Below are 21,199 nucleotides of genomic sequence, written 5' to 3' on the forward strand. Positions count from 1 at the left end.
GAGAGAATGATGTTTCCAGTTGAGATTGTGTTAGCTTATTCCATCGCTTGTTTGTTGCTTGTTTGCTCTCCTAGGCCTGACAATTTATTAGCAATAGGACGGGGGCTCAGTCAAGGAAAGCGGGCTGCCGTTGTCTCTGGTATTGCGTCGGGTACTGGCATACTTTTTCATGTCTGTACGGCCTCATTAGGATTAACGCTGCTACTGCAAACGTCTATTGTGGCTTTTTATATCGTGAAATTGGTAGGTGCGAGCTATCTTATTTGGTTGGGTGTAAAAGTGTTGCGTCACCGACATTTATTTAACTTTGACCCCGTAGCCAAACAATCCTTGCGCTCGATATTCTGGACTGGGTTCTTGTCGGCTGCACTGAATCCAAAACCAGGATTATTTGTGCTGGCTTTTATACCTCAATTTGTCAACCCAGATTTGGGGTCTGTGACAGGCCAAATGATGGGATATGGGCTTTGGTTTGCGCTATTGACTACGGTTGGATTTAGTCTAATGGGTATGAGTGCATCGCGATTGCGTTATTGGTTACAGAAAAGTCCCACTATTATGTCAGGACTAAATATGGGTGCTGGGGTGGTATTTTTGGTGTCAGGGCTAGCTGTTGCATTGATGCGTCAAAAGTAGAGAGCGGACATTTACTTGAATTTGTAAAATTTGCCACTATTAATAGGGTCTATGCTTTGATGCACTTGGCTTACAAAAAAATGGATAGTGAGCTTTGGCCCGATAACTCTATTTAATTAAGGTAGTTTAATGAACCCAATTATTGCGATTTTGAAAGAACATAATATTAGTGATGAAAAAATAAGCGAACTATTTCAAACGCTGACAGAAAATCCGTTGATGGCGATGGGGGTTGTATCACAGCTTGGGATCCCACCGGAAAAGCTGCAGCAGCTCATGGGGTTGGTTATGCAAAATCCAGCGCTTATCAAAGAAGCGGTTGATGAACTCGGATTAGATTTTTCGAAAGTTGAAGAAGCAAAAGCAAAGCTTAATCAATAATTTAACTAAATTTAAGAGCGATGGAAAAATCCCTCGCTCGTTTACCTATTCGCGTTTCTGTTGCCCTTACACATAAAACTGCTCACGTCACTTTTCTCAGCCTCCGTATTGTATTTAATCGCATGTTATTCGCGATTCAACGTTAACCATAAACGTATATCACATTACTCAATACAATTGTGTTGGCGGGATTGTGTAACTTTTTTACTGACACAGCTCGTAAATTAACGTAACAGACTCCGTGCGTTTCTGGTTGTTCATGAATTGAGAACATTTAGAGGTTAACGAATAGCTGTGCTGATAAGTGATAAAAAAGCCAGCAATTGAGCTGGCTTTTAACGCATCTTTAAAATGTGTATTTATTAAAAGAGGTGTTTATTGCGCCTCATAATTAGGCTCAGTAATATGAGTAATAATAGGTTAAATGAGCCTGATGATTTTTTTACCTTTTCAGGCTGTGTATCGGGTGTTGGTTTTGTCGGTGTTTCAGTTGGGCTGAGTGTGACGGTCACAATAACCTCCCCGTTGGCTGTGGCACCGGCGTTATCAGAAATTGTATATAAGATAGTGGCATTTCCCGCAAAACCTTTGGTAGGCACAAAACTCAGTGTATTACCTGACGTAATACGCACAGAGCCTTCATCAACACTTGCCGCTGTGACTGTTAGAGTATCTCCGTCAACATCATGGTCATTGGCGAGTACATCAATTTCCAGTGTTTGATTGTCTTTGGTGCTCGCTGTGTCTCGCGTTGCTATCGGTGCACTGTTCATCACGATGGTGATACTGGCATGACCGGTTGCAGACCCTCCTTGCGTGTCTCCAACCATGTACGTTAGTTGTGCAAGCCCTGCAAAGTTATTGGGTGGCGTAAAGTATATGTCGTTGCCATTGAGCTCAACCGTACCAATATCGCTAGTGACATTAACAATAGATAATACATCACCATCAGCATCGTTATCATTGCTGAGTACATCTAGCTGAGTGCGCTTACCTGCAGTGATTGTGAAGGTGTCTTCGGTGGTAACGGGCAATGAATTGCCATTGAGTACGATAGCCATGCCGCTTGGATCAACCACTGATTTATTCGCGAGGCCATCATCATCGTTAGGACCACCATCGACAATTTGTAGTTTAATACACCAGTGACCAGGGTTAAGTCCTTCATGCCATTGGCTACTGCTTGATGCAGGACAATAGCCTGATTCGCCTTGAGCTGACATCACCGTGTTTCCGTCACCGAGCGTGAAGTTGACCCATTCGCCATTTTTGTATTTGCGATAGATAGCATTTAAAGGCACCTGCTCATATTGAGGCAGCACAATGGTAAATACATCACCAGCATTCATTAGGCCAGAGGCAATAAAGTCATATAAACCACCGACATTTTGTGCCGTATCGTCACTGGGTAATTCTGAGCTTAATAGTTGCGCGCCACCGGAATTATTTTGCGCAACAGATGTGCCTTTACGCAAAGATGTACCAGGTTGAGCTTCAATCAAATGGGCAGTTGAATTACCAGCACTGCCTTGTAACACATTCGGTTGTGAAATCGCATCTAGATAATCAGGGATCCCATCGCCGTCAGAATCGGCATAGCCTTCTTCGTTATCTGGGATCATATCACCATCGCTGTCTTGCGATGTTAGCGTAGCCAGTTGTGCAATGATTTCAAAATATACATCTTGAGAAGTTGTCAGTGCTGGCGTTGCGTTATCTGTCACGCTTGCAGTAATAGTATAATTACCCGCAGGTAGCTTTGCTGGCGAGAAGGTAAACTCTTTATCTATCCCACTGGTATTGTGAAGACGAGGGTCTGTACTTGCCCATGATACTTGTAATACATCATCGGCATTAGCATCATACACAGTTGCTAAGAGTGAGACTTCACCCTGATCAGCTGCGACGAGGGTACGGTTTTCGCCTTGTTGCGAGATTGTTGTGGTGATTTGCGGGGCGATATTTCCTTCTTCGATAGATATAGTGGCTGTATTACTTGATGAATTCGCATTCACTTCATTACCTAACGTAATCATAATTGCTTCGCCTTTTTCTTGCAGATCGTCCTGAATAACATCGAATGTGATTAAGCCTGAACGGCCTGAGGTAATAATGACCTCACCATTTTCTAAGGTGTGATCTGCAGCAGACGCAGAGCCTGAGACTGTATACGGTATGGTGACTGGGTAGCTAGGGGCATCACCATTTAGTTGGACACTTATGGTATTACTGCTGCCTTCACTGACGGTAAAACCCTGATCAATAGATACAATTGGGTTTACCGTGACGGTATGAGATGCCATAGCCGTGCGTGCTTGGCTATCTTGGGTTTGCCAATAAACAAGGTGTTTACCTGGGGTAAATATGCGCTTATTAGTGACTAATGACACTGCAAGTGTATTGCCTTGACTGTCGGTCGCGGTGGCGACACCCAGTTCTACCTTAGTGAATAAGCCCGTTGCATCCACTGAAATATCAGCTGGGGCGGCAATTACAGGTAAGCCCGTTTGCTGTGAGGTAATGTTTAACGTTGCACTTGATGCACTACGTGCTTGCTCAGGGTCCACAATCACATAGTGAATAGTCACAGTGGTTGAAGCTTGGGTTAGTGCTTGATATACCAATTGATTGTTTTCAACCAAAACACTGCCGATCGATGTCTGTGCACCAACGATAGTGAGTGGCTGCTCATCGAGGTCAGTATCGTTACTTAACACATCAAGTACATAGCGATTGGCATCGTTGCCGTCAAATGTGAATGTGTCAGGATTTGCTTGTGGCATATCGTTCACAGAAACAACATTAATAGCAATACGCGCTTCTGATGATTTGTCGGTGCCATCATCAACAATATAGGTGAGTGTATCTTCTCCATTGTAGTTGGCATTTGGTGTATATGTGAGGGTATTCCCTTGTACAGACGCAGTGCCAGCATTTGGTTGAGTAACAATTTCTACATTTAACGCATCACCGTCGATATCGTTGATAGCAGGTATAAAGCTCGTTGTACCATCTTCCTGTACCGATATGGTTTGTGCTTGTGCGCGAGGCGGTGTATTTGTAAAGGTCACGTCAATATTAAAAGCGGGTAAAGAAGCTGTGAGTTCTTGGTCACTGACTGTGATAGAAATGTTGTTACTAGTACCGACATCACCGCGAGCAGGGGTGCCTGATAAAGTCCCAGTTGTACTATCAAAATTAGCCCATGTCGGCTTATTGACTATGATGTAGCTCAGCTGTGTACTATCAATATCAGTTGCACTTGGTGTAAAGGTATAGATATTACCTTGACGAACTGTGGTCGCAGGTGTGCCTGTGATGTTTGGCGCATCATTCACGTTATTTATCTGAATATTGGCAACAGCACTGTTAGAGGTGAGCGAACCATCATTTACTTGGTAATTAAAACTATCAGTACCAGTAAAATCATCATTTGGAATGTAGTTTACTTGTCCACCAGACAGTGTCGCAGAGCCATTGCTTGGTTGATTGATAATAATAAAGCTAAGGTTGTCACCATCAATATCACTGCCATTGAGTGTTATCGAAATTGGGGTTTCTTCATCCGTAGTTGCTGATACATTTTGCGCGTTGGGTGCATCGTTTATCGCTGTGATCGTGATTGCTATTTGTGCCGGCGCAGAATCTAGCTCCCCGTCATTGGCGATAAATGAAATGCTGTCAGTGCCATTAAAGTTTGCTGTTGGCGTATATGACCATACTGCACCGCTTACTGGTGTGAGTACCCCGTTACTAGGTGTAGTGCTAATTTTGTAAGTTAGCGCAGACTTTTCAATGTCTGTTCCTGTTAGTGTAATGTCGATACTACCGTCTTCGACAACAGTCATCGCACTTGGTGTTGCTATTGGTGCATCATTTACCGCTTCAACTGTTACCAAGACTTCTGCTTTATTTGAAATAGCACCAGCAATGTCTTTGATTGTATAGGTAAAGCTATCAGAACCTGAGAAGTTTTCATTAGGTGTGTAGGTCGCGGTGCCAGTAGCTGATATAACCACTGTACCAGAACTGGCTGCATCAGTTAAAGTTACACTTGCTACATCTAACTTATCATTCGCATCTACGTCAGTATCATTACCTAAAATGTTAATTTCAAATGACCCATCTTCTTGAACGGTTGCTGTGTTGTTTTCAGCCACTGGTGCGTCATTAACTGGTTTAATGGTCACTTTCACAGTAGCTGGTACTGATGCCAATGCTTCACTATCTGTTAGCACATAGGTAAAGGTCAGTTCTCCAACGGCATCTTTAGCGGGTGCTATATGTAGCTGCCCATCGGCATTTACGGTAACAGTGGCAAGGTCAAACAAGCCTTCCCCTTTGCCTTGGTCTTCCAGAATAATGTTTGCCCCGTTAAAACCTTGGTCTTCAACATCAGAGTCATTATGTAATATGTCTAATGTTAATGGGGTATCCTCATCGGTTTGTGCACTGTCATTTTCAACAACGGGTCTGTCATTAATTGCGCCAATATTGATGCTAATAGTCGCTTCGTTAGACACTTCTTCGTTGCTGTCGGCAATGGTGTACTTAAAGGTGTCGGTCGCTACCACATTGAGATTAGGTATGTAAGTTAATGTGCCATTAGCTTGGTTCAAAGTCACTGCACCATGTGTCGGCTCAGAGGTAAGCTTAATGCCCCCTGTTGGATTAGTGTCTTCGATGTCGCTTGCTTGGGTGCGAATATCGTCTATCGAGATGACTAAGTCTGTATCTTCATCCGTCATTTTAGAGATGTTGACTGCTTTTGGCGCATCGTTTACGGCGGCAACTGCAATATTGACCGTGGCAGGTTCAGAGGTTAGTGGGGTGGAATCAGACACGGTGTAAGTAAATGAATCAGGCCCATTAGCGTGTTTATTTGGCGTGTAGGTGGCACTACCATTGATGATAGACACTGAGCCAAATTTAGGCTCTGTCACAAGCATGGCAGAAGCCGCAACAAGCTTTTGTTCTGCATCAGTATCATTGTCAATGAGAGAGAAGGTAACGGGCGTATCTTCTTGTGTGCTCACTTCATCATTTTTAGCTATTGGCGCATCATCAATAGGGTTAATCGTGAGTGTCACGGTTTGAGTTGTTGATACAAGATTTGTACTGTCTTTCACTCGATATGTAAATGTATCTTCGAGTGTTTCAGACCCATCATGTTCATAGATAAATGCACCGCTTTCATTGAGAGTAAGCGTACCGTATTTTACAGACTCTCTTAATATTGCAATAAGTGTATCGCCAGAGTCTAAATCCACATCAGTGGCAGTACTAAGCAAACCGTTTACTTTCCCAATAGTCAGTGCTTCGCCTTCATTCAATGTAAATTGAAAAGGTTCAGCTGAGGGAATGTCAGGGCTGTTAATAACTGTAATACTAAACGGAGCCAAGCTCACTGATGGGCTATCTGCTGCATTATCTTTGACACTGATGATGATGTTTTCGTAAGTACCTACATCTTTATCGGCGGTTATACCCGTCAGCGCGCCAGAGGCATCATCAAAGGTGAGCCAAGTTGGTTTATTTTTTATTGAAAAAGTGTGTATGTCTTCAAGGTCTGGGTCTGTTAATGTCGGTGCGAAGTGATATAGATTGTTTTGCTCGACTTCTAGCAAAGGAGCACCAGTAAGGGTTGGCGCATCGTTGATATTAGTTACTTCAATAGCAAAAGCAGGCAGTGTTGCTGTTGCCCCTCCTTTGTCAGCCACACTGATAATAATATTATCAGAGCTACCAACATGTTCATTAAGCGGTGCGCCACTCAAAGTGCCTGACTCAGTATTAAAGGTCGCCCATTCAGGTCTGTTTTGAATAGCAAAAGTATGTGAGTCATCAACATCAATATCGCTAAGTGTGGGTGTAAAAGTATACGCACTGTCTTGCGCTACACTTGATGGCGGCGTACCTGTTAACTGTGGTGCATCATTGGTGTTTGATACTGTAATACTAAAGGTTGGTAAAATCGCTTTTTCACCGGCTTTATCTGCCACACTAATGATAATATTGTCAGTGCTACCAACGTGTTTATTGAGTGGGGTACCCGTTAATGTACCTGACTCAGAATTAAAGCTCGCCCATTCGGGTTTATTTAAAATAGCAAACGTATGTGAGTCACTTTTATCAACATCAATGAGCGTTGGTGTGAAAGTATATACGCTGTCTTGTGCCACATTCGATGACGGCACACCGGTTAATTGTGGCGCATCATTGATGTTTTCCACCGTAATATCAAAGGCGGGTAATGTTGCTTTTTCACCGGTTTTATCTGTCACACTGATGATAATATTTTCAGTGCCACCAACGTGTTTATTGAGAGGGGTACCACTGACTGTACCTGACTCACTATTAAAGCGGGCCCATTCTGGTCTGTTTTGAATAGCAAACGTGTGTGAGTCACTTTTATCAACATCGGTGAGTGTTGGTGTGAAAGTATATGGACTACCTTGGGCCACACTTGATGACGGCGTACCAGTTAATTGTGGCGCATCGTTGACGTTTTTCACTGTAATATTAAAGGCGGGTAATGTTGCTTTTTCACCGGCTTTATCTGTCACACTGATGATAATATTTTCAGTGCCACCAACGTGTTTATTGAGAGGGGTACCACTGACTGTACCTGACTCACTATTAAAGCGGGCCCATTCTGGTCTGTTTTGAATAGCAAACGTGTGTGAGTCACTTTTATCAACATCGGTGAGTGTTGGTGTGAAAGTATATGGACTACCTTGGGCCACACTTGATGACGGCGTACCAGTTAATTGTGGCGCATCGTTGACGTTTTTCACTGTAATATTAAAGGCGGGTAATGTTTCTTTTTCACCGGCTTTATCTGTCACGCTAATGATAATATTTTCAGTGCTACCTATATGCTTGTTTGTTGGTGTGCCGCTAAGCACGCCTGATGTGGTATTAAAGGTTGCCCACACAGGTGAGTTTTCAATAGAAAAAGTGTGTGAGTCATCCAAATCTACATCAGTAAGTGACGGTGTGAAGCTATATAGCACATCTTCATTGATTGAGGTTGCTGGAGTGCCTGTTAATACAGGGGCATCATTGACATTAGTTACTTGTATGAAAAATGCGGGCAGTGTTGCTTTTTCACCCGCTTTATCGAGCACACTGATAATAATATTTTCAGTGCTACCAACATGTTCATTAAGCGGAGTGCCACTTAATGTACCTGACTCTGTATTAAAGCTCGCCCATTCAGGTTTGTTTTGAATAGCAAAAGTGTGTGAGTCATCAATATCAATATCGCTAAGTATGGGTGAAAAAGTATATGGACTATCTTGAGCCACATTTAATTGCGGTGTACCTGTTAATTGTGGTTTATCGTTGGTGTTTTCGACAGTGATAATGAAGGGAGTTAATACTGCTTTTTCACCCGCTTTGTCGGTCACTGTTAGTATAATGCTTTCAGTGTTGCCAACGTATTCATTTGTTGGTGTACCTGATAAACCACCATTTTCATTGTTGAAGACTGCCCAATCAGGTTTGTTTTGTATAGATACGGTGTAAGTATCATCTACATCAATATCATTGATTACTGGGGTGAATGAATATGCTTGATCTTGTGGTATCAGTTTGTTTGGCTCGCCGGTAATTGTTGGTGCATCGTTTATATTATTCACGGTGATACTAAAGCTGGGTAAAAGGCTTCTCGCCAATGATTTGTCCAGAACGGATATTTCTATGTTGCTGTACTCGCCAACATGGCTATTATTTGGCTTCCCACTTAAAGTACCATTATTTGAGTTGAAATTAGCCCAACTTGGCTTGTTTTCTATGGTAAAAGAGTGTTTCTCATCTTTATCAGGATCTATCACCTCTGGGGTAAAGACATATTGTTCATCTTGATCAATTTCAGCCAGTGGTGAACCCGTCAGAGTTGGCTCGTCATTTACATTGAGAACTGTGATACGAAATGCGGGCAATGATGCCTTTAAACCTTCCTTATCAGTCACTGATAATAGTATATTGTTGTATTCACCAATATCATTATCATCAGGGTAACCACGCAGCTCTCCCGTACTTTGGTTTAGGCTAACCCATTTAGGCTTGTTTACAATACTAAAACTATGGCTGTCATCTTTGTCAATGTCATGCAATGTTGGATTGAAGCTATACAGTTTCTCTTCTGTTGCTTCACTGTTTGCTGCACCGGTCAATTCAGGTGCGTTGTTTACATTATTTACAGTGATTGAGAACGGTGTTAAAGAATCACTTAGTCCGGCAAAATCTACAACTGAAATTTTTATGTTTTGATATATACCAACATCATCATTATTAGGTGTGCCTGTAAGTTCACCGGAGGTGTTATTAAAACTCGCCCAAGAGGGTTTGTTTAATATACTAAATGAATGGGAATCACCGTGATCTTCATCAATTAGAGTGGGCTTAAAGCTATATTGAGTATCTTCATCTATGCTTCTAAGGGCAACGCCAGAAAGGTTCGGTGCATCATTTTCGTTTAGTACTGTTACGTTAAAATAAGGTGAGTTTGCAGATGTTTGACCATCACTTATGTAATAAATCAAATTGTAATATTGGCCAATATTATTTTGTTTTGGTGTACCTGATAATTCACCTGTCATGGTGTTGAAGCTCATCCAACTGGGTTTGTTTGATATATGAATTGATAAGGCATCACCATCAACATCAGTGATAGTTGGAGTAAATCTAAAAAACTGATCTTCTAATATAGAGACTCTTGTAGAGGAGATCGAAATTGACGGTCTATCATTAATTGGCCTAATTGTTATATTTACAATTGCATCAGAAAAAAGACCTTCGTTATCGGTGGCTCTAAAAGTAAAACTGTCAGAACCATGGTAGTTTCTGTTCGCAGAATAAGTACCTTCACTTCCATTTAATGTTATTTCACCATTCTGAGGTGATTTAATTATTTTGTATGTTAAATGCGTACTATCAATGTCTTCTGCATTTAACATAAAAAGAGTCATTTGATCTTCATTTAAATATATATGCTGTTCCCGCGCGATTGGCGGGTCATTCTTGCCAATTACGTTAATGGAGAATGACGAAAGAGCGTCAGTTAAAAGTCCGTCTGATACTCTAATAGTGATATTATTATACAGGCCAACATCGGGGTCCTGTGGTATACCTGAAAGCGTGCCTGTTGTAGGGTCAAAATCAGCCCAGTGAGGCATATTTTCAATTGAATAGGATAGATTTTCTGGTGTTTCATTATCACTGGCTTGTGGCGTAAAAGTATATTGCTGGTGTTCGTTAACGGCGGTACTTGGGCTCCCTGATATTGTAGGTGTGGTACTTTTTTTAATCGTTACAGAAAGTGGAGCAATAGTTGTGTATTGACCATTATCACTGGTTATATGCAGTGCCGCACTCACTAGTTCAGTACTGTTTGATGTCGGTATTCCGGAAATATCACCGTACTGATTAACTTTTATCCAATCAGCGTTGTCATTGTCTGGCCATATTCGATGCATTGAATAACTAACAGGGCCAACCGGACTATCATACCTGTTGGATTTCCTGCCTGATAGGGAGAGTTGCTGACCGGCAAATACCTCTGCAGCTGGAAATTCAAAGGTTTTTATAGGAGCGACTTGGACATCTTCGGAAATAATAATGGTTATAGGTGGAAATTCAATCGTATTGTGATCATTGGTCGCGGTAATTAAAATGTTATCGTAAATACCCGCTTGAGGAGCTTTACCGTAAATAGCGTCCGAGTATGAAAGGATTTCTAACCAATCAGGGTTATTTTTTATCGTAAAACGATAGTCACTGGATTCATTAATGTTTATATATTCATGAATATTGAGGCTTGTGCCTCCATATATAATGGGATCTAAGCGAGGGGAAGGAGTTAGGTTATCGACTATATCGATCTTAAAATCTCGAGTGATAGAGTGAATTGAATTATAGGCTGTGAGCCTTATTGTATATGTTCCAATATTGTTGCTTGGCTTTGAGGTTATCGTCTGGGTGTGGTGGTGAAACATAAACTTGTCATTATCTACCGCTCCTTCTTCTAAGCGATAGTTGTAGCTAGCGGCATAGTTAGGGCTATCGTATTGCAAAAATATACGAAGTGGTTCACTACCAGAGATTTTAAACTTATTACCATCAAGTAACATTTTTTTAGGTGGGTGTTCATTATTATAAATTGCTGTTGAGGCTTTCCAGCCTGTGGCGCTGAATAGTGCACTAAAGGTTTTTTTTGGTGTTGAAGTAGAAGACGCAATAGTAAATTTGTTGTAGTAAGAATAACTAATACTTGTGGGAGGATAATCAACATTATCTGCGCCAATGAATTGTTTCTCGAACCGATTATCTCGTTGTATTTTATAAGTAACGGAAGATACTACTTTGTTTGCTTGGTTCTCATCAATACATTGAAGTGTACTAGCATTATTTTCAGTGACGACATGAAATTTTGTACATTCATCGGCATATGAGCTTAGGCTACAAAATGTCAGTAAAATATAGGCAAATACTTGATATAGATAAGTACCTTTCCAAGTAATCCCGAGATGGCTATTACACTGGCTCAAGGTTTTGTGTTTAGCTGATGAGAGGAATATCCACTCCCGTCGTTTTATAGTCATAATAGTCCTTTCTATTACTTCAATGCGTACTGGGTGATTAAATCAGTACTCCATGGTGTTAAATCAAAAATGGTGAGTGCAATGCACTAAATTCGTTACACTTTTTATTATTTATATGCAAAAAGGCATAACAACTTTAATGCAGTAAGTTGCCATGCCTAGCAGGCTTTGTAAGCGTTCGCTCAATGGGTTTTAATGTTACTGATCCGCTGTAATGTTTAAAAAGGCTGACTGTGCGAGCAAGTCCCTTATTTCATTGCTTGATAGCGGTTCGGTTCTTAGCCTTTGTAGTGTGGCAAAATCACCGTTAAATTGGTGAGCGGCGAGTGTTACGCTCAGTGACGGGTTACTGAGTTGTGCGGTACTTTCATTGAGGTAGTTACCAAATGATAAATCGGCAGCAATGTTTGCTTGCGCCTTGCCCCTGATCGCCCAGCTGACATTACCATTAAATTGGTCTTGCCACCTTAGGGTAACCGTGACTTCATTTATTCTTTGATCAGCATTACCAAAGTCATATGTTACAGATTGTGAGGCGTCACTAAATGAGTTACTAAATTCAGTAAATGCTGCGGCCAGCTCATAAGAGCCTTGAATGTGGGTAAGTGTGTTATAGGTGCCAGTATCATCAATTGTATTAGTGACAAATGATGCAATCGTGACGGATATGCCCGCTTGAGATGAGGTTTGCTCTAAATATGAGGTGATGTAACTTTGTTCAACAATGTTAGGGAAGATATAGAGTGGGGTATCAGAAAATCGTGCATATCTAGATTGCTCTCGCGTAACAAGATTGGCAGGGTTGGTTGATATTAAAACGTATTCGTTGGCTTGTGTGTGTTGTGTCGTATTGACTACGACGCCTGTTGAGGTGAAGTCGGCATCGCTTAGTACAATGTGATTACCATCAGTGAGTGAAAACATCCCGCCACGTACATCACCTGTATTAGCATTTTTAATAAACAGGAGTTTCTCTTGTAGTGAGTTTGCACAAAGTGTTAATTCCGCTGGGCTTTTTGCTAAAATGATATTGTCAGAAAACCCGGTTAATGTGTAGTCTGAATTAGTTACGGCTAATTCACTAACATCAAAATTAACAGTATTACAATCGCAGCTTTGATGACCTTTGAAAGTCACTGAGCCTAATGTTAGATCACTGGCGATGTCATTTACATTGTTGATGGTGATGATTTCAGTTTGCTTTTCATTATTGCTATCAGTTTGCGTTGCAATGATAGAAATATAATGGGTATCAGCAGGTCTACTATATTGAAACAGACCGTCTGGTTTTATCACTGGTGCTTCAATGGCTTGACCTTGCTCGTTATGAAAAACTAAACTACTTGCAATAGGCGCAACGCCACAGTCATTTTCAATTACTGTATTAAAACTGATGCCGTATTTAGAAACAGGGTTTGGTGGTGGGGTCGCGTTTACAGGTATTGTTGTATTAGTAGACGAGTTAGTAACATTGATATTGCTCTTTGACGAGCCGCCACAAGCAGTTAATAAACAGGCAGTACTTACCGCACACACGAGTGTGAGTCGTTTCATCTCATATCCTTCGAAAAATTAAATTCCATAATAACGGTACAGATTGTACCGCAAATGTTTTGCTTAATTCAATAGTATAAATTTTTGTTTTATATGAATTAATAGAAACTGATTAAGGCAGTATATGAGGAATAAAAATGAAAAAGTTCATAAATGTGTTTATTTATTTCACTAAACACTCGTGACTTATCAAAAGGTCACGCGCAAACTTCATTCGCCTGTTTTAGTCCATAGTTATTCCACATTTACATTTTATGATAGAGAAAAATCATCAGAGTAACAGGCTATGACACAGCATACATTCGACATATTAACAGGCGATGAGATTACGAATGCAATTGATGAAATTGCGCGGCTCAGGATCGACATTTTTGCTGAATATCCATACTTATATGGCGGATGTGTAAGTTATGAAGTTGAGTACCTTCGTAAATTTGCGAATACCAAGCAAAGTTTTATGGTGGTAATGAAAGACCAAGGAAAAATTGTTGGAGGATTAACAGGATTACCTTTGGCCCATGAACAACCGGCTGTGCGACGTCCGTTTGTTAATAGCATGTACCCATTGGCCTCGACATTCTATTTTAGCGAGGTTTTAATGTATCCACGTTATCGTGGCAATGGTTATGCAACGACAATGTTTAAATTGGCAGAGCAGTTTGTTAGCCAATTGTGTTCTTACAATTATATTGCGCTAGCGACTGTTGTACGTGAAGCAAATCATTTGAAAAGACCTCATTCATATCAACCATTAGACGGCATGTGGCAGCACTTTGGTTATAAACCACTGGCAAATCATATTTGTATTATGGATTGGCGAGAGCATGGTGATGAACAAGAAACTGCCAAGCCATTGATGTTTTGGATTAAATCTATGACTAATATGGGGAGTAGTAAAGGTTTATTTCCTGCTGCTACACTGCTAATGAGTGTGGTAGGTTAATCGTCAAATGACATTTTAAGTATTAATTTGAGACTAAATTAATAACTATTGAATAGTAATTATCACAATCTCGGTCTTTTGGTTATTAATTAGATGCCGAGGTCGATGATGACGAACAATCAAACCAGTAATATAGTGCGTATTACATTATTAATTAGCTTTACCCTATTGGGGTTTTCATTCTTTTTGGGTAGCAATGCGAATGCCATTACACATACATTTAACTTTTATTTGTTGACTGAGTGGGTTGATACGCCATTATTAAGCATTTTGACCGGAATTGTGTTTCTAGTCAGTGCACTGTTAGTTATTTTTGCTGCGAGAGAGCCCGCTTTACGCAGTGTATTGCTTACCATTGTTGCCATTCTTGCGTTAGTCCCTTTATTTACACTATTTAGCGAAACACGCTGGATAGCGAGCCTTGGTGGCTTTCCCATTATTGGTTCTGGCCAGGGAATAATAAAATATGCGGCGTTGCTCCCGCTTGCTGTGTACCTATGCAAATATGATGCAATGAGTCTTCGTCAACATGCATTGTTGAATTTTTTACCTGTCGCGTTAGTTTTGTACTGGATAGGAGCGATGAAGTTTTTTGAATTTGAAGCAAATGGCATTGTTTCATTGGTTGAAACATCACCCTTTATGTCTTGGTTATATGCCATATTTACTGTGCAAGGTGCGTCAAATGCAATAGGGGCTTATGATGTGTTGTTTGCCACTGTTTTGGGTTTTGCGATCTGGATGAAAGCCCCTCGAGTTGCATTTATAGCGGTGGTTGGGGCCGGTGCGGTGTTTGTTATGACGCAAACCTTCTTATTAACGGCAGAAGGTGCGTTCAGTTCTGCAACACTTTTAAGCGGTTTAGGGCAATTTGTGATTAAGGATTTATGGTTTATTGGCAACCTTGCTGTTATCACACAATACAGTATCAGCTTGGATAAATCGATATTTGTGCCACAGCAAGTTGAGGCGTAACAATGAAGACAAACTTAATATTGATAGTATTGATCGGTTTAAATTTTTTTACCGGAGCAGTATTTGCAAAGAGTGATCCGATAGCGATTGGCGGCGTTAATCATGTAGGGTTAACGGTGTCAGACCTTGAGCTGTCTAAAGCGTTTTTTGTCGACCAGTTAGGTTTTAAGGTCAATGGACATGACACAACTTACCCCGCTTATTTTTTATCTAATGAGCATGTTATGGTTACACTTTGGCAAGTGGTAGCACCTTTATCAATGCAACCGTTTAACCGCAAAAATAATGTAGGGCTACATCATCTTGCATTTAATGTAAGCTCAGTTGCCCAATTGAATGCGTTACATGAGCGTTTTAAAACATTAAAAAATATGAAAATAGAATTTGCGCCAGAGCTTTTAGGTAAAGGGCCAACCCAGCATATGATGATCCGTGAACCCAGTGGAAATAGGATTGAGTTTATTGTTCGTAGTGGCAAATAACGCTTTATTAGCGCTGCGACATATGCACGATTATCTTTATTATTGAATATGCATAATGGTTACTACATACTTGTAAGCATTATGCTTGTTTCACTATTTAATACTCCTTCCAACTCCCGTACTTGCCGTAGTATTCTATCGAATTCTGTTAGGTTAGGTGTATTCATTTCAGCAATCAGATCCCAAGCCCCATTCGTTGTATGTATTTTAACAAGTGCGGGGATCCCTTTAAGTTGCTGAACAACCTGGCTCGTAGACTTGCCTACGACTTCTATCATCATAATGGCTTTAATTGAATCTGTTTCAAGTTGTTCATGCATGCGAATCGTAAAGCCTAAAATCGCACCACTGCCAATTAGTCTATCTAAGCGGTTTTGTATAGTGCCCCTCGACACTTTTAGCTGGCTTGCCAGCTCAGATATGCTTGCTCTGCCATTATTTCTTAAGGCAATGATTAATTGTTTATCAAGAGAATCGTAAATATATGGCGTCATGATTCGTCGCTATATTTTATGTGAGTAGGTGATCAAACTAGCACTTTTTGTATTTATATCTAGCAATTTGTATAAAAATATTATTATTTGTGCATTTTATTGCCATTTCTTATAGTAATTGATCACGTTAAAATAATCACTCTAGCGTGACGAAGAGTCACTGCACTGTCTGAAAGTGTGATAATGCAGCTTAAGTTTCAAAGAGTTAATAATGGTGTTCTGCATCAGTATACGAAAGTTAGCGGTTTGGTCGGAACAGGAGTTTTAATATGAATAAAGTACATGCACCGAATACAGTAGTGATGATGAGACCTCATCATTTTACGTCAAACCCTCAAACCATGATGGATAATACTTTCCAAATATGTACAAAGGGTCGTGATGTGGCTAAACAAGCCTATCTTGAGGTTACACGTGTTGCTGAACAGTTAATGGCTGCGGGCGTGATGGTACATTTGTTTGAAGACGAATCGGATAAAACACCAGACTCAGTGTTCCCTAATAATTGGTTTTCGACCCATAGTAATGGTTCAGTGGTTGTGTATCCTATGTATGCAGAAAACCGCCGCTTAGAGATCCGTCAAGATGTTTTAGATTACCTCTCAGAACACTATGAAGTAAAGCAAACGATTGACTATAGTAACAGAGTCAACCGAGAGGTGTTTTTAGAAGGCACGGGTTCGATGGTACTAGATCATAATAATAGTGCTGCTTATGTGGTTGAATCAAAAAGAAGTAACCGAGAACTCGTTGAACAGGTATGTACGGAGTTAGCGGTTGAGCCTGTCATTTTTAATGCATATGACGTAAATAAAGTACCCGTTTATCATACTAATGTGGTGATGTGTGTTGCGGATCAGTTCGTGATGGTTGGACTAGATATGGTACCAAAGCACCAGCAACCAAGGCTACTCGCGCATTTTCGTAATAATAACTTAAAAGTGATTAAATTAAGTAATACGCAAGTCAATCAGTTCTGTGGAAACGCCATAGAGCTACAAGGGCGAAACAATAAGATATTAGCATTATCACAAACGGCATTTTCAGCATTGAGCTTAGAACAAATCGAAGTACTTGAAGAGTTTGTGGAATTATTACCATTTGATATCTCAACGGTAGAATCTGCAGGTGGCTCTGTTAGGTGTATGGTTGCTGGTGTGCATTTACCAAGTAAGAAATTTAATTAAGGTGGATGTAAAATTTTGTTAGCCGCTCTCTCATTGTTAAGTGTTGCATGTATATTGCAATTTGACCTGAGTATGAGCGCATGTGATATAACAATAATAAGGTGAAGATAGAACTTTAATTCAGAAATGCAGAACCTTGGGATAACTATTATAACACGTATGAAATAGCGTTAACAAAGAGGGCATTATGTTTGAACAATTTGTAGGTACAGTGAATGGTGTTTTGTGGGGACACGGTCAAGTATTGATTTATGTCTTACTCTTTGCCGGTGTATGGTTTTCATACAAACTAAACGTGATACAAATTCGCCAGTTTTGTCATATGTTTTCTTTGCTACGAGGCAGTAATAAGGCTGAAAAAGAAGGTATAAGTTCATTTCAAGCGCTTTGTACAGGGCTTTCAGCTCGGGTTGGCACTGGTAATTTAGCTGGGGTTGCCGTTGCAATATCATTGGGTGGCAGTGGTGCCATTTTTTGGATGTGGGTGATTGCGATACTGGGTATGGCCACTGGGTTTGCGGAAAGCGTACTCGGGCAAGTGTATAAAGTCAGAGATAGTCAAGGTGAGTTTAGAGGGGGACCTGCTTATTATATTCAACTGGGGTTGAACAAGCGCTGGTTAGCCGTGAGCTTTTCTGTGTGTTTATTTTTAGGTTATGGCTTTAGTTTTAGTGCGATGCAGACGAATACAATTACGGATGCGCTGCGTTTCGCATTTGATATACCCGAACTATATTCAGGTTTAGTGATCACCATACTGGCTGGATCTATTATTCTTGGCGGGCTGAAAGCAATCGCAAGGTTTGCCGAGCGAGTAGTACCAATTATGGGCATTCTATTCGTTTCTATGGCTGTGATTATTACTGCGGTGAATATCAGCGACGTGCCTGCGATGCTCAAAGAGATAATACTCTCGGCGTTCGGCTTACAAGAGGCTGGTGCAGGCGCAATGGGCGCTGCGATAAAAAATGGCATACAGAGAGGGTTATATTCAAACGAAGCCGGAGCTGGCAGTGTTCCCCATGCATCTGGTAGCGCTAGTCCAGTGCCGAATCACCCTGTAACCCAAGGCTATATTCAAATGTTAGGGGTTTTTTTAGATACTATTGTGTTGTGTAGTTGTACAGCGGTGATCATTTTATTGGCCGATATTAACATTAGTGGAGAAATGGAAGGGATCCGTTTGACACAAAGCGCCATGACCGCACACCTTGCTACAGGTGGCGTGTATTTTGTTGCCGCAGCCATTACATTATTTGCATTTACGTCTGTTGTGGCTAATTTTGCTTACGCAGAAAGTAACTTACACCTGTTTAAGTTAGATAATAGAGTGGGTCGTGGGCTGTATACATCGTTGTATTTATTAATGATGCTCTGGGGCGCAACCGCAACGTTAAAAGAAGTGTGGAGCTTAGCTGATATGGCTTTGGGCTTAATGACGTTAGTGAATATTTTTGCCATTGTTCAATTGACCCCAACCGTGATTGCGGTCAATAAGGATTATCATAAACAGCGAGCGCAAGGAAAAGAGCCCAAATTCAGTGACACTGAGGTTAACGTGCAAGGAAAGTGTGAACTAGGAGTTTGGTCAAAAGAGTAAAGAGGGAATGTGGATATCGAACCTGAAACAAGACAGGTTATAGATTTTAGCTTGGAAGTTTAATGCGCATATATACAGCATGCTTTTACTTTTACCGAGCACGCTTGTGAAATAGTCGCATATTTTATGTCATTGCTCTTCAAGTTATGTTATCAAATGGTTACTCTTTGAGCGTTTCAGTTGATTATTGATGAAAAAAACAAAAATAAGTAAACAGACTATTAAGCACTTACTCACCGCCAGTGTGTTAATTGTGTCAAGTTGTGTTAATGCGAACGTTGACACCATTATTTATGCTGGGCAAGCGCTTATTGACCCATTAGAGCCTTCACGTTCGAAGCAAACTCTGGTGATCGACGGTGGTAAAGTTGCTGCTGTATACGATGGTTACCGCACGCCCCAGTCACTCAATGCGCCAAATGCAAAAGTTTATGACTTAAAAGACAAATATGTCATGCCTGGACTAATAGATATGCATGTACATCTGGCTTTTGAACGCAACCCCGCAGCAAACCCACACCAGTGGGTCACTGAATATGCGACCGATCAAGCACTTCGTGCTATTCCTAACTTGTCGAATACACTGGAAGCGGGTTTTACATCGGTACGGGATTTAGGTGGGCCGCATAAAGTGATATTCGCATTAAAACGTGCGGTAGATAATCACCGAATAATTGGTCCAAGAATTTTTGCTGCTGGGGATTTTATATCAGCTACGGGTGGTCATGGTGATTTACATGGCTACCGCCATGACATCAACCAACTGGTGACTGGCGGATTAGGTATATGTAATGGTGCGGACGATTGTCGTCGGGCGGTGCGTTCGGTTGTAAAAAGTGGTGCTGATGTTATTAAAGTTACAGCGACGGGGGGAGTCTTAAGTAATACAGCAGCAGGTGTTAAACAGCAATTAACAGATGATGAACTTGCTGCGATTGTGACAACGGCACATAGTTTAGGCCGCAAAGTAACAGCACATGCGCATGGCACCGAGGGGATCAATGCTGCAATTAAGGCAGGCGTTAACTCCATTGAACATGGCTCTTATCTCAACAAAGCGTCAATTGAGTTGTTTAAACAACATGGTACCTATTTAGTGCCTACTTTATTGGCTGGAGCGACTGTGACCGAAGAAGCCAAAAGTAACCCGAAAATGCCAGCAGCCATTGTTGATAAAGTAAAGCAAGTAGCACCTGTGATGAAAGAAGCTTTTCAGAAAGCTTTAAAACACAAAATTAATATTGCCTTTGGTACAGATTCGGGTGTATCACGTCACGGAACTAATGCTAAAGAAGCGGAGCTCATGGTTGCATATGGTATGTCTGAAAAGCAAGTGCTGGTGAGTGCAACCGTGTCGGCTGCAAAGTTATTGGGTCAAGAGCATAATTTAGGTCGCTTAAATACGGGAATGAATGCAGATATTATTGCACTGAATAAAAACCCCGAGCACGATATTCGGGCATTACAGCAAGTGCCATTTGTTATGAAAGCGGGTATTGTATATAAAGAATAGTGCCAGATTAAAGCGATTGTTGCTGTATGACAAAAGTGCTTTGCGCTTAACCTATATTATCGACACTGTTTTTTCGTCTACACTTGCTAGCAAGCCGCTATTTAAATGATTAACGAGAACAAACAATGAAAAAAGTAATGATATTTGTCACGAACCACGCAACACTTGGTAGTACAGCACAAGCTAATGGGACATACGCACCAGAGTTAACTCATGTTGTGAGCGCGCTATTGGCTGCAGGTATTGAATATGACATAGCCTCAATTAAGGGCGGAAGTGCGCCTTTGTACGGTGTCGAACCAGATGGTGATGAAGTAAACCAGCAGATTTTAAATAATAACCAGTTTAATAACAAAGTCGACAATACATTGACGGCAAGTGAAATTGATATCAACGCATACGATGCTATTTTCTACCCAGGTGGGTTTGGGTTATTAAGTGATTTATTTGAAGATAAAACGGTTGCTGCAATAAGTGCCCAACATTATGAAAGTGGCGGAATAATAGCTTCGGTTTGTCATGGACCAGCTGGCTTATTGCCTATTACTTTGAGCAATGGAGAGTCATTGCTTTCGTCAGTGTCTGTGACAGGGTTTACGCGCGAAGAAGAAGTGGATTTTGGCACAATTGATGATATTCCATTTTTACTCGAGGATGCGCTAGCACGTAATGCGGTGCAGTATAGTAAAAAGCAGCCGTGGCAGTCATTTGTTGTTGAAGATAAGCGGGTTATAACGGGGCAAAACCCAGCGAGTGCGCATGCAGTGGGTGAAGTGCTCGTGAAGTATTTATCGTAAGCTGCTTGTTATTATGAGCCAGAATAGTTG

The 21,199-nt window shown here is 41.0% G+C and carries 12 protein-coding genes; 9 read left to right on the top strand and 3 right to left on the bottom strand.

Going from position 1 to position 21,199, the window contains the following annotated elements:
- The first annotated feature begins 6 nt into the window (after positions 1–6).
- On the top strand, positions 7–636 hold the full coding sequence (locus PAUR_RS21450) for a LysE family translocator (protein ID WP_225738542.1): 630 nt from the start codon (positions 7–9) through the stop codon (positions 634–636).
- A gap of 129 nt (positions 637–765) precedes the next feature.
- On the top strand, positions 766–1,017 hold the full coding sequence (locus PAUR_RS21455) for a DUF2999 domain-containing protein (RefSeq protein ID WP_192509756.1): 252 nt from the start codon (positions 766–768) through the stop codon (positions 1,015–1,017).
- 362 nt (positions 1,018–1,379) lie between these two features.
- Here PAUR_RS21455 and PAUR_RS21460 read toward each other — a convergent pair whose 3' ends face one another.
- Together PAUR_RS21460 and PAUR_RS21465 are read right to left on the bottom strand one after the other, a co-directional pair.
- Positions 1,380–11,624 carry a tandem-95 repeat protein gene (locus PAUR_RS21460; RefSeq protein WP_192509757.1) on the bottom strand — a complete coding sequence of 3,415 codons (10,245 nt, stop codon included), beginning with the start codon at positions 11,622–11,624 and terminating at the stop codon, positions 1,380–1,382.
- Between the two features lie 198 nt (positions 11,625–11,822).
- Positions 11,823–13,178 carry a hypothetical protein gene (locus tag PAUR_RS21465; protein ID WP_192509758.1) on the bottom strand — a complete coding sequence of 452 codons (1,356 nt, stop codon included), beginning with the start codon at positions 13,176–13,178 and terminating at the stop codon, positions 11,823–11,825.
- A gap of 286 nt (positions 13,179–13,464) precedes the next feature.
- On the opposite strand from PAUR_RS21465, the gene PAUR_RS21470 reads away from it, so the two are divergent.
- The 3 genes from PAUR_RS21470 (at position 13,465) to PAUR_RS21480 (ending at position 15,578) form a co-directional block, all read left to right on the top strand.
- Entirely contained in the window at positions 13,465–14,121 is a 657-nt protein-coding gene (locus PAUR_RS21470) for a GNAT family N-acetyltransferase (protein ID WP_192509759.1), read from the top strand.
- 108 nt (positions 14,122–14,229) lie between these two features.
- The gene (locus PAUR_RS21475; protein ID WP_192510165.1) at positions 14,230–15,096 is read left to right on the top strand and encodes a DUF417 family protein; all 867 of its coding nucleotides are present in this window, start codon (positions 14,230–14,232) and stop codon (positions 15,094–15,096) included.
- A 2-nt stretch (positions 15,097–15,098) separates the two neighbouring features.
- The gene (locus PAUR_RS21480) at positions 15,099–15,578 is read left to right on the top strand and encodes a VOC family protein (RefSeq protein ID WP_192509760.1); all 480 of its coding nucleotides are present in this window, start codon (positions 15,099–15,101) and stop codon (positions 15,576–15,578) included.
- Between the two features lie 62 nt (positions 15,579–15,640).
- Here the strand turns inward: PAUR_RS21480 and PAUR_RS21485 are convergent, their stop codons facing one another.
- Positions 15,641–16,072, bottom strand: a complete 432-nt coding sequence (locus PAUR_RS21485) for an Lrp/AsnC family transcriptional regulator (protein WP_192509761.1) — start codon at positions 16,070–16,072, stop codon at positions 15,641–15,643.
- A gap of 269 nt (positions 16,073–16,341) precedes the next feature.
- On the opposite strand from PAUR_RS21485, the gene ctlX reads away from it, so the two are divergent.
- The 4 genes from ctlX (at position 16,342) to PAUR_RS21505 (ending at position 21,169) form a co-directional block, all read left to right on the top strand.
- Positions 16,342–17,259, top strand: a complete 918-nt coding sequence (gene ctlX, locus PAUR_RS21490; RefSeq protein ID WP_192509762.1) for a citrulline utilization hydrolase CtlX — start codon at positions 16,342–16,344, stop codon at positions 17,257–17,259.
- Positions 17,260–17,446: 187 nt separating this feature from the next.
- A complete protein-coding gene (locus PAUR_RS21495; protein ID WP_192509763.1) occupies positions 17,447–18,859 on the top strand; it encodes an alanine/glycine:cation symporter family protein in 1,413 nt (470 codons plus the stop codon).
- A gap of 190 nt (positions 18,860–19,049) precedes the next feature.
- On the top strand, positions 19,050–20,372 hold the full coding sequence (locus PAUR_RS21500) for a metal-dependent hydrolase family protein (protein WP_192509764.1): 1,323 nt from the start codon (positions 19,050–19,052) through the stop codon (positions 20,370–20,372).
- 125 nt (positions 20,373–20,497) lie between these two features.
- On the top strand, positions 20,498–21,169 hold the full coding sequence (locus PAUR_RS21505; protein WP_192509765.1) for a type 1 glutamine amidotransferase domain-containing protein: 672 nt from the start codon (positions 20,498–20,500) through the stop codon (positions 21,167–21,169).
- The last annotated feature ends 30 nt before the right edge of the window (positions 21,170–21,199 follow it).

Source organism: Pseudoalteromonas aurantia 208 (genome assembly GCF_014858725.1).
Lineage (GTDB): Bacteria > Pseudomonadota > Gammaproteobacteria > Enterobacterales > Alteromonadaceae > Pseudoalteromonas > Pseudoalteromonas aurantia.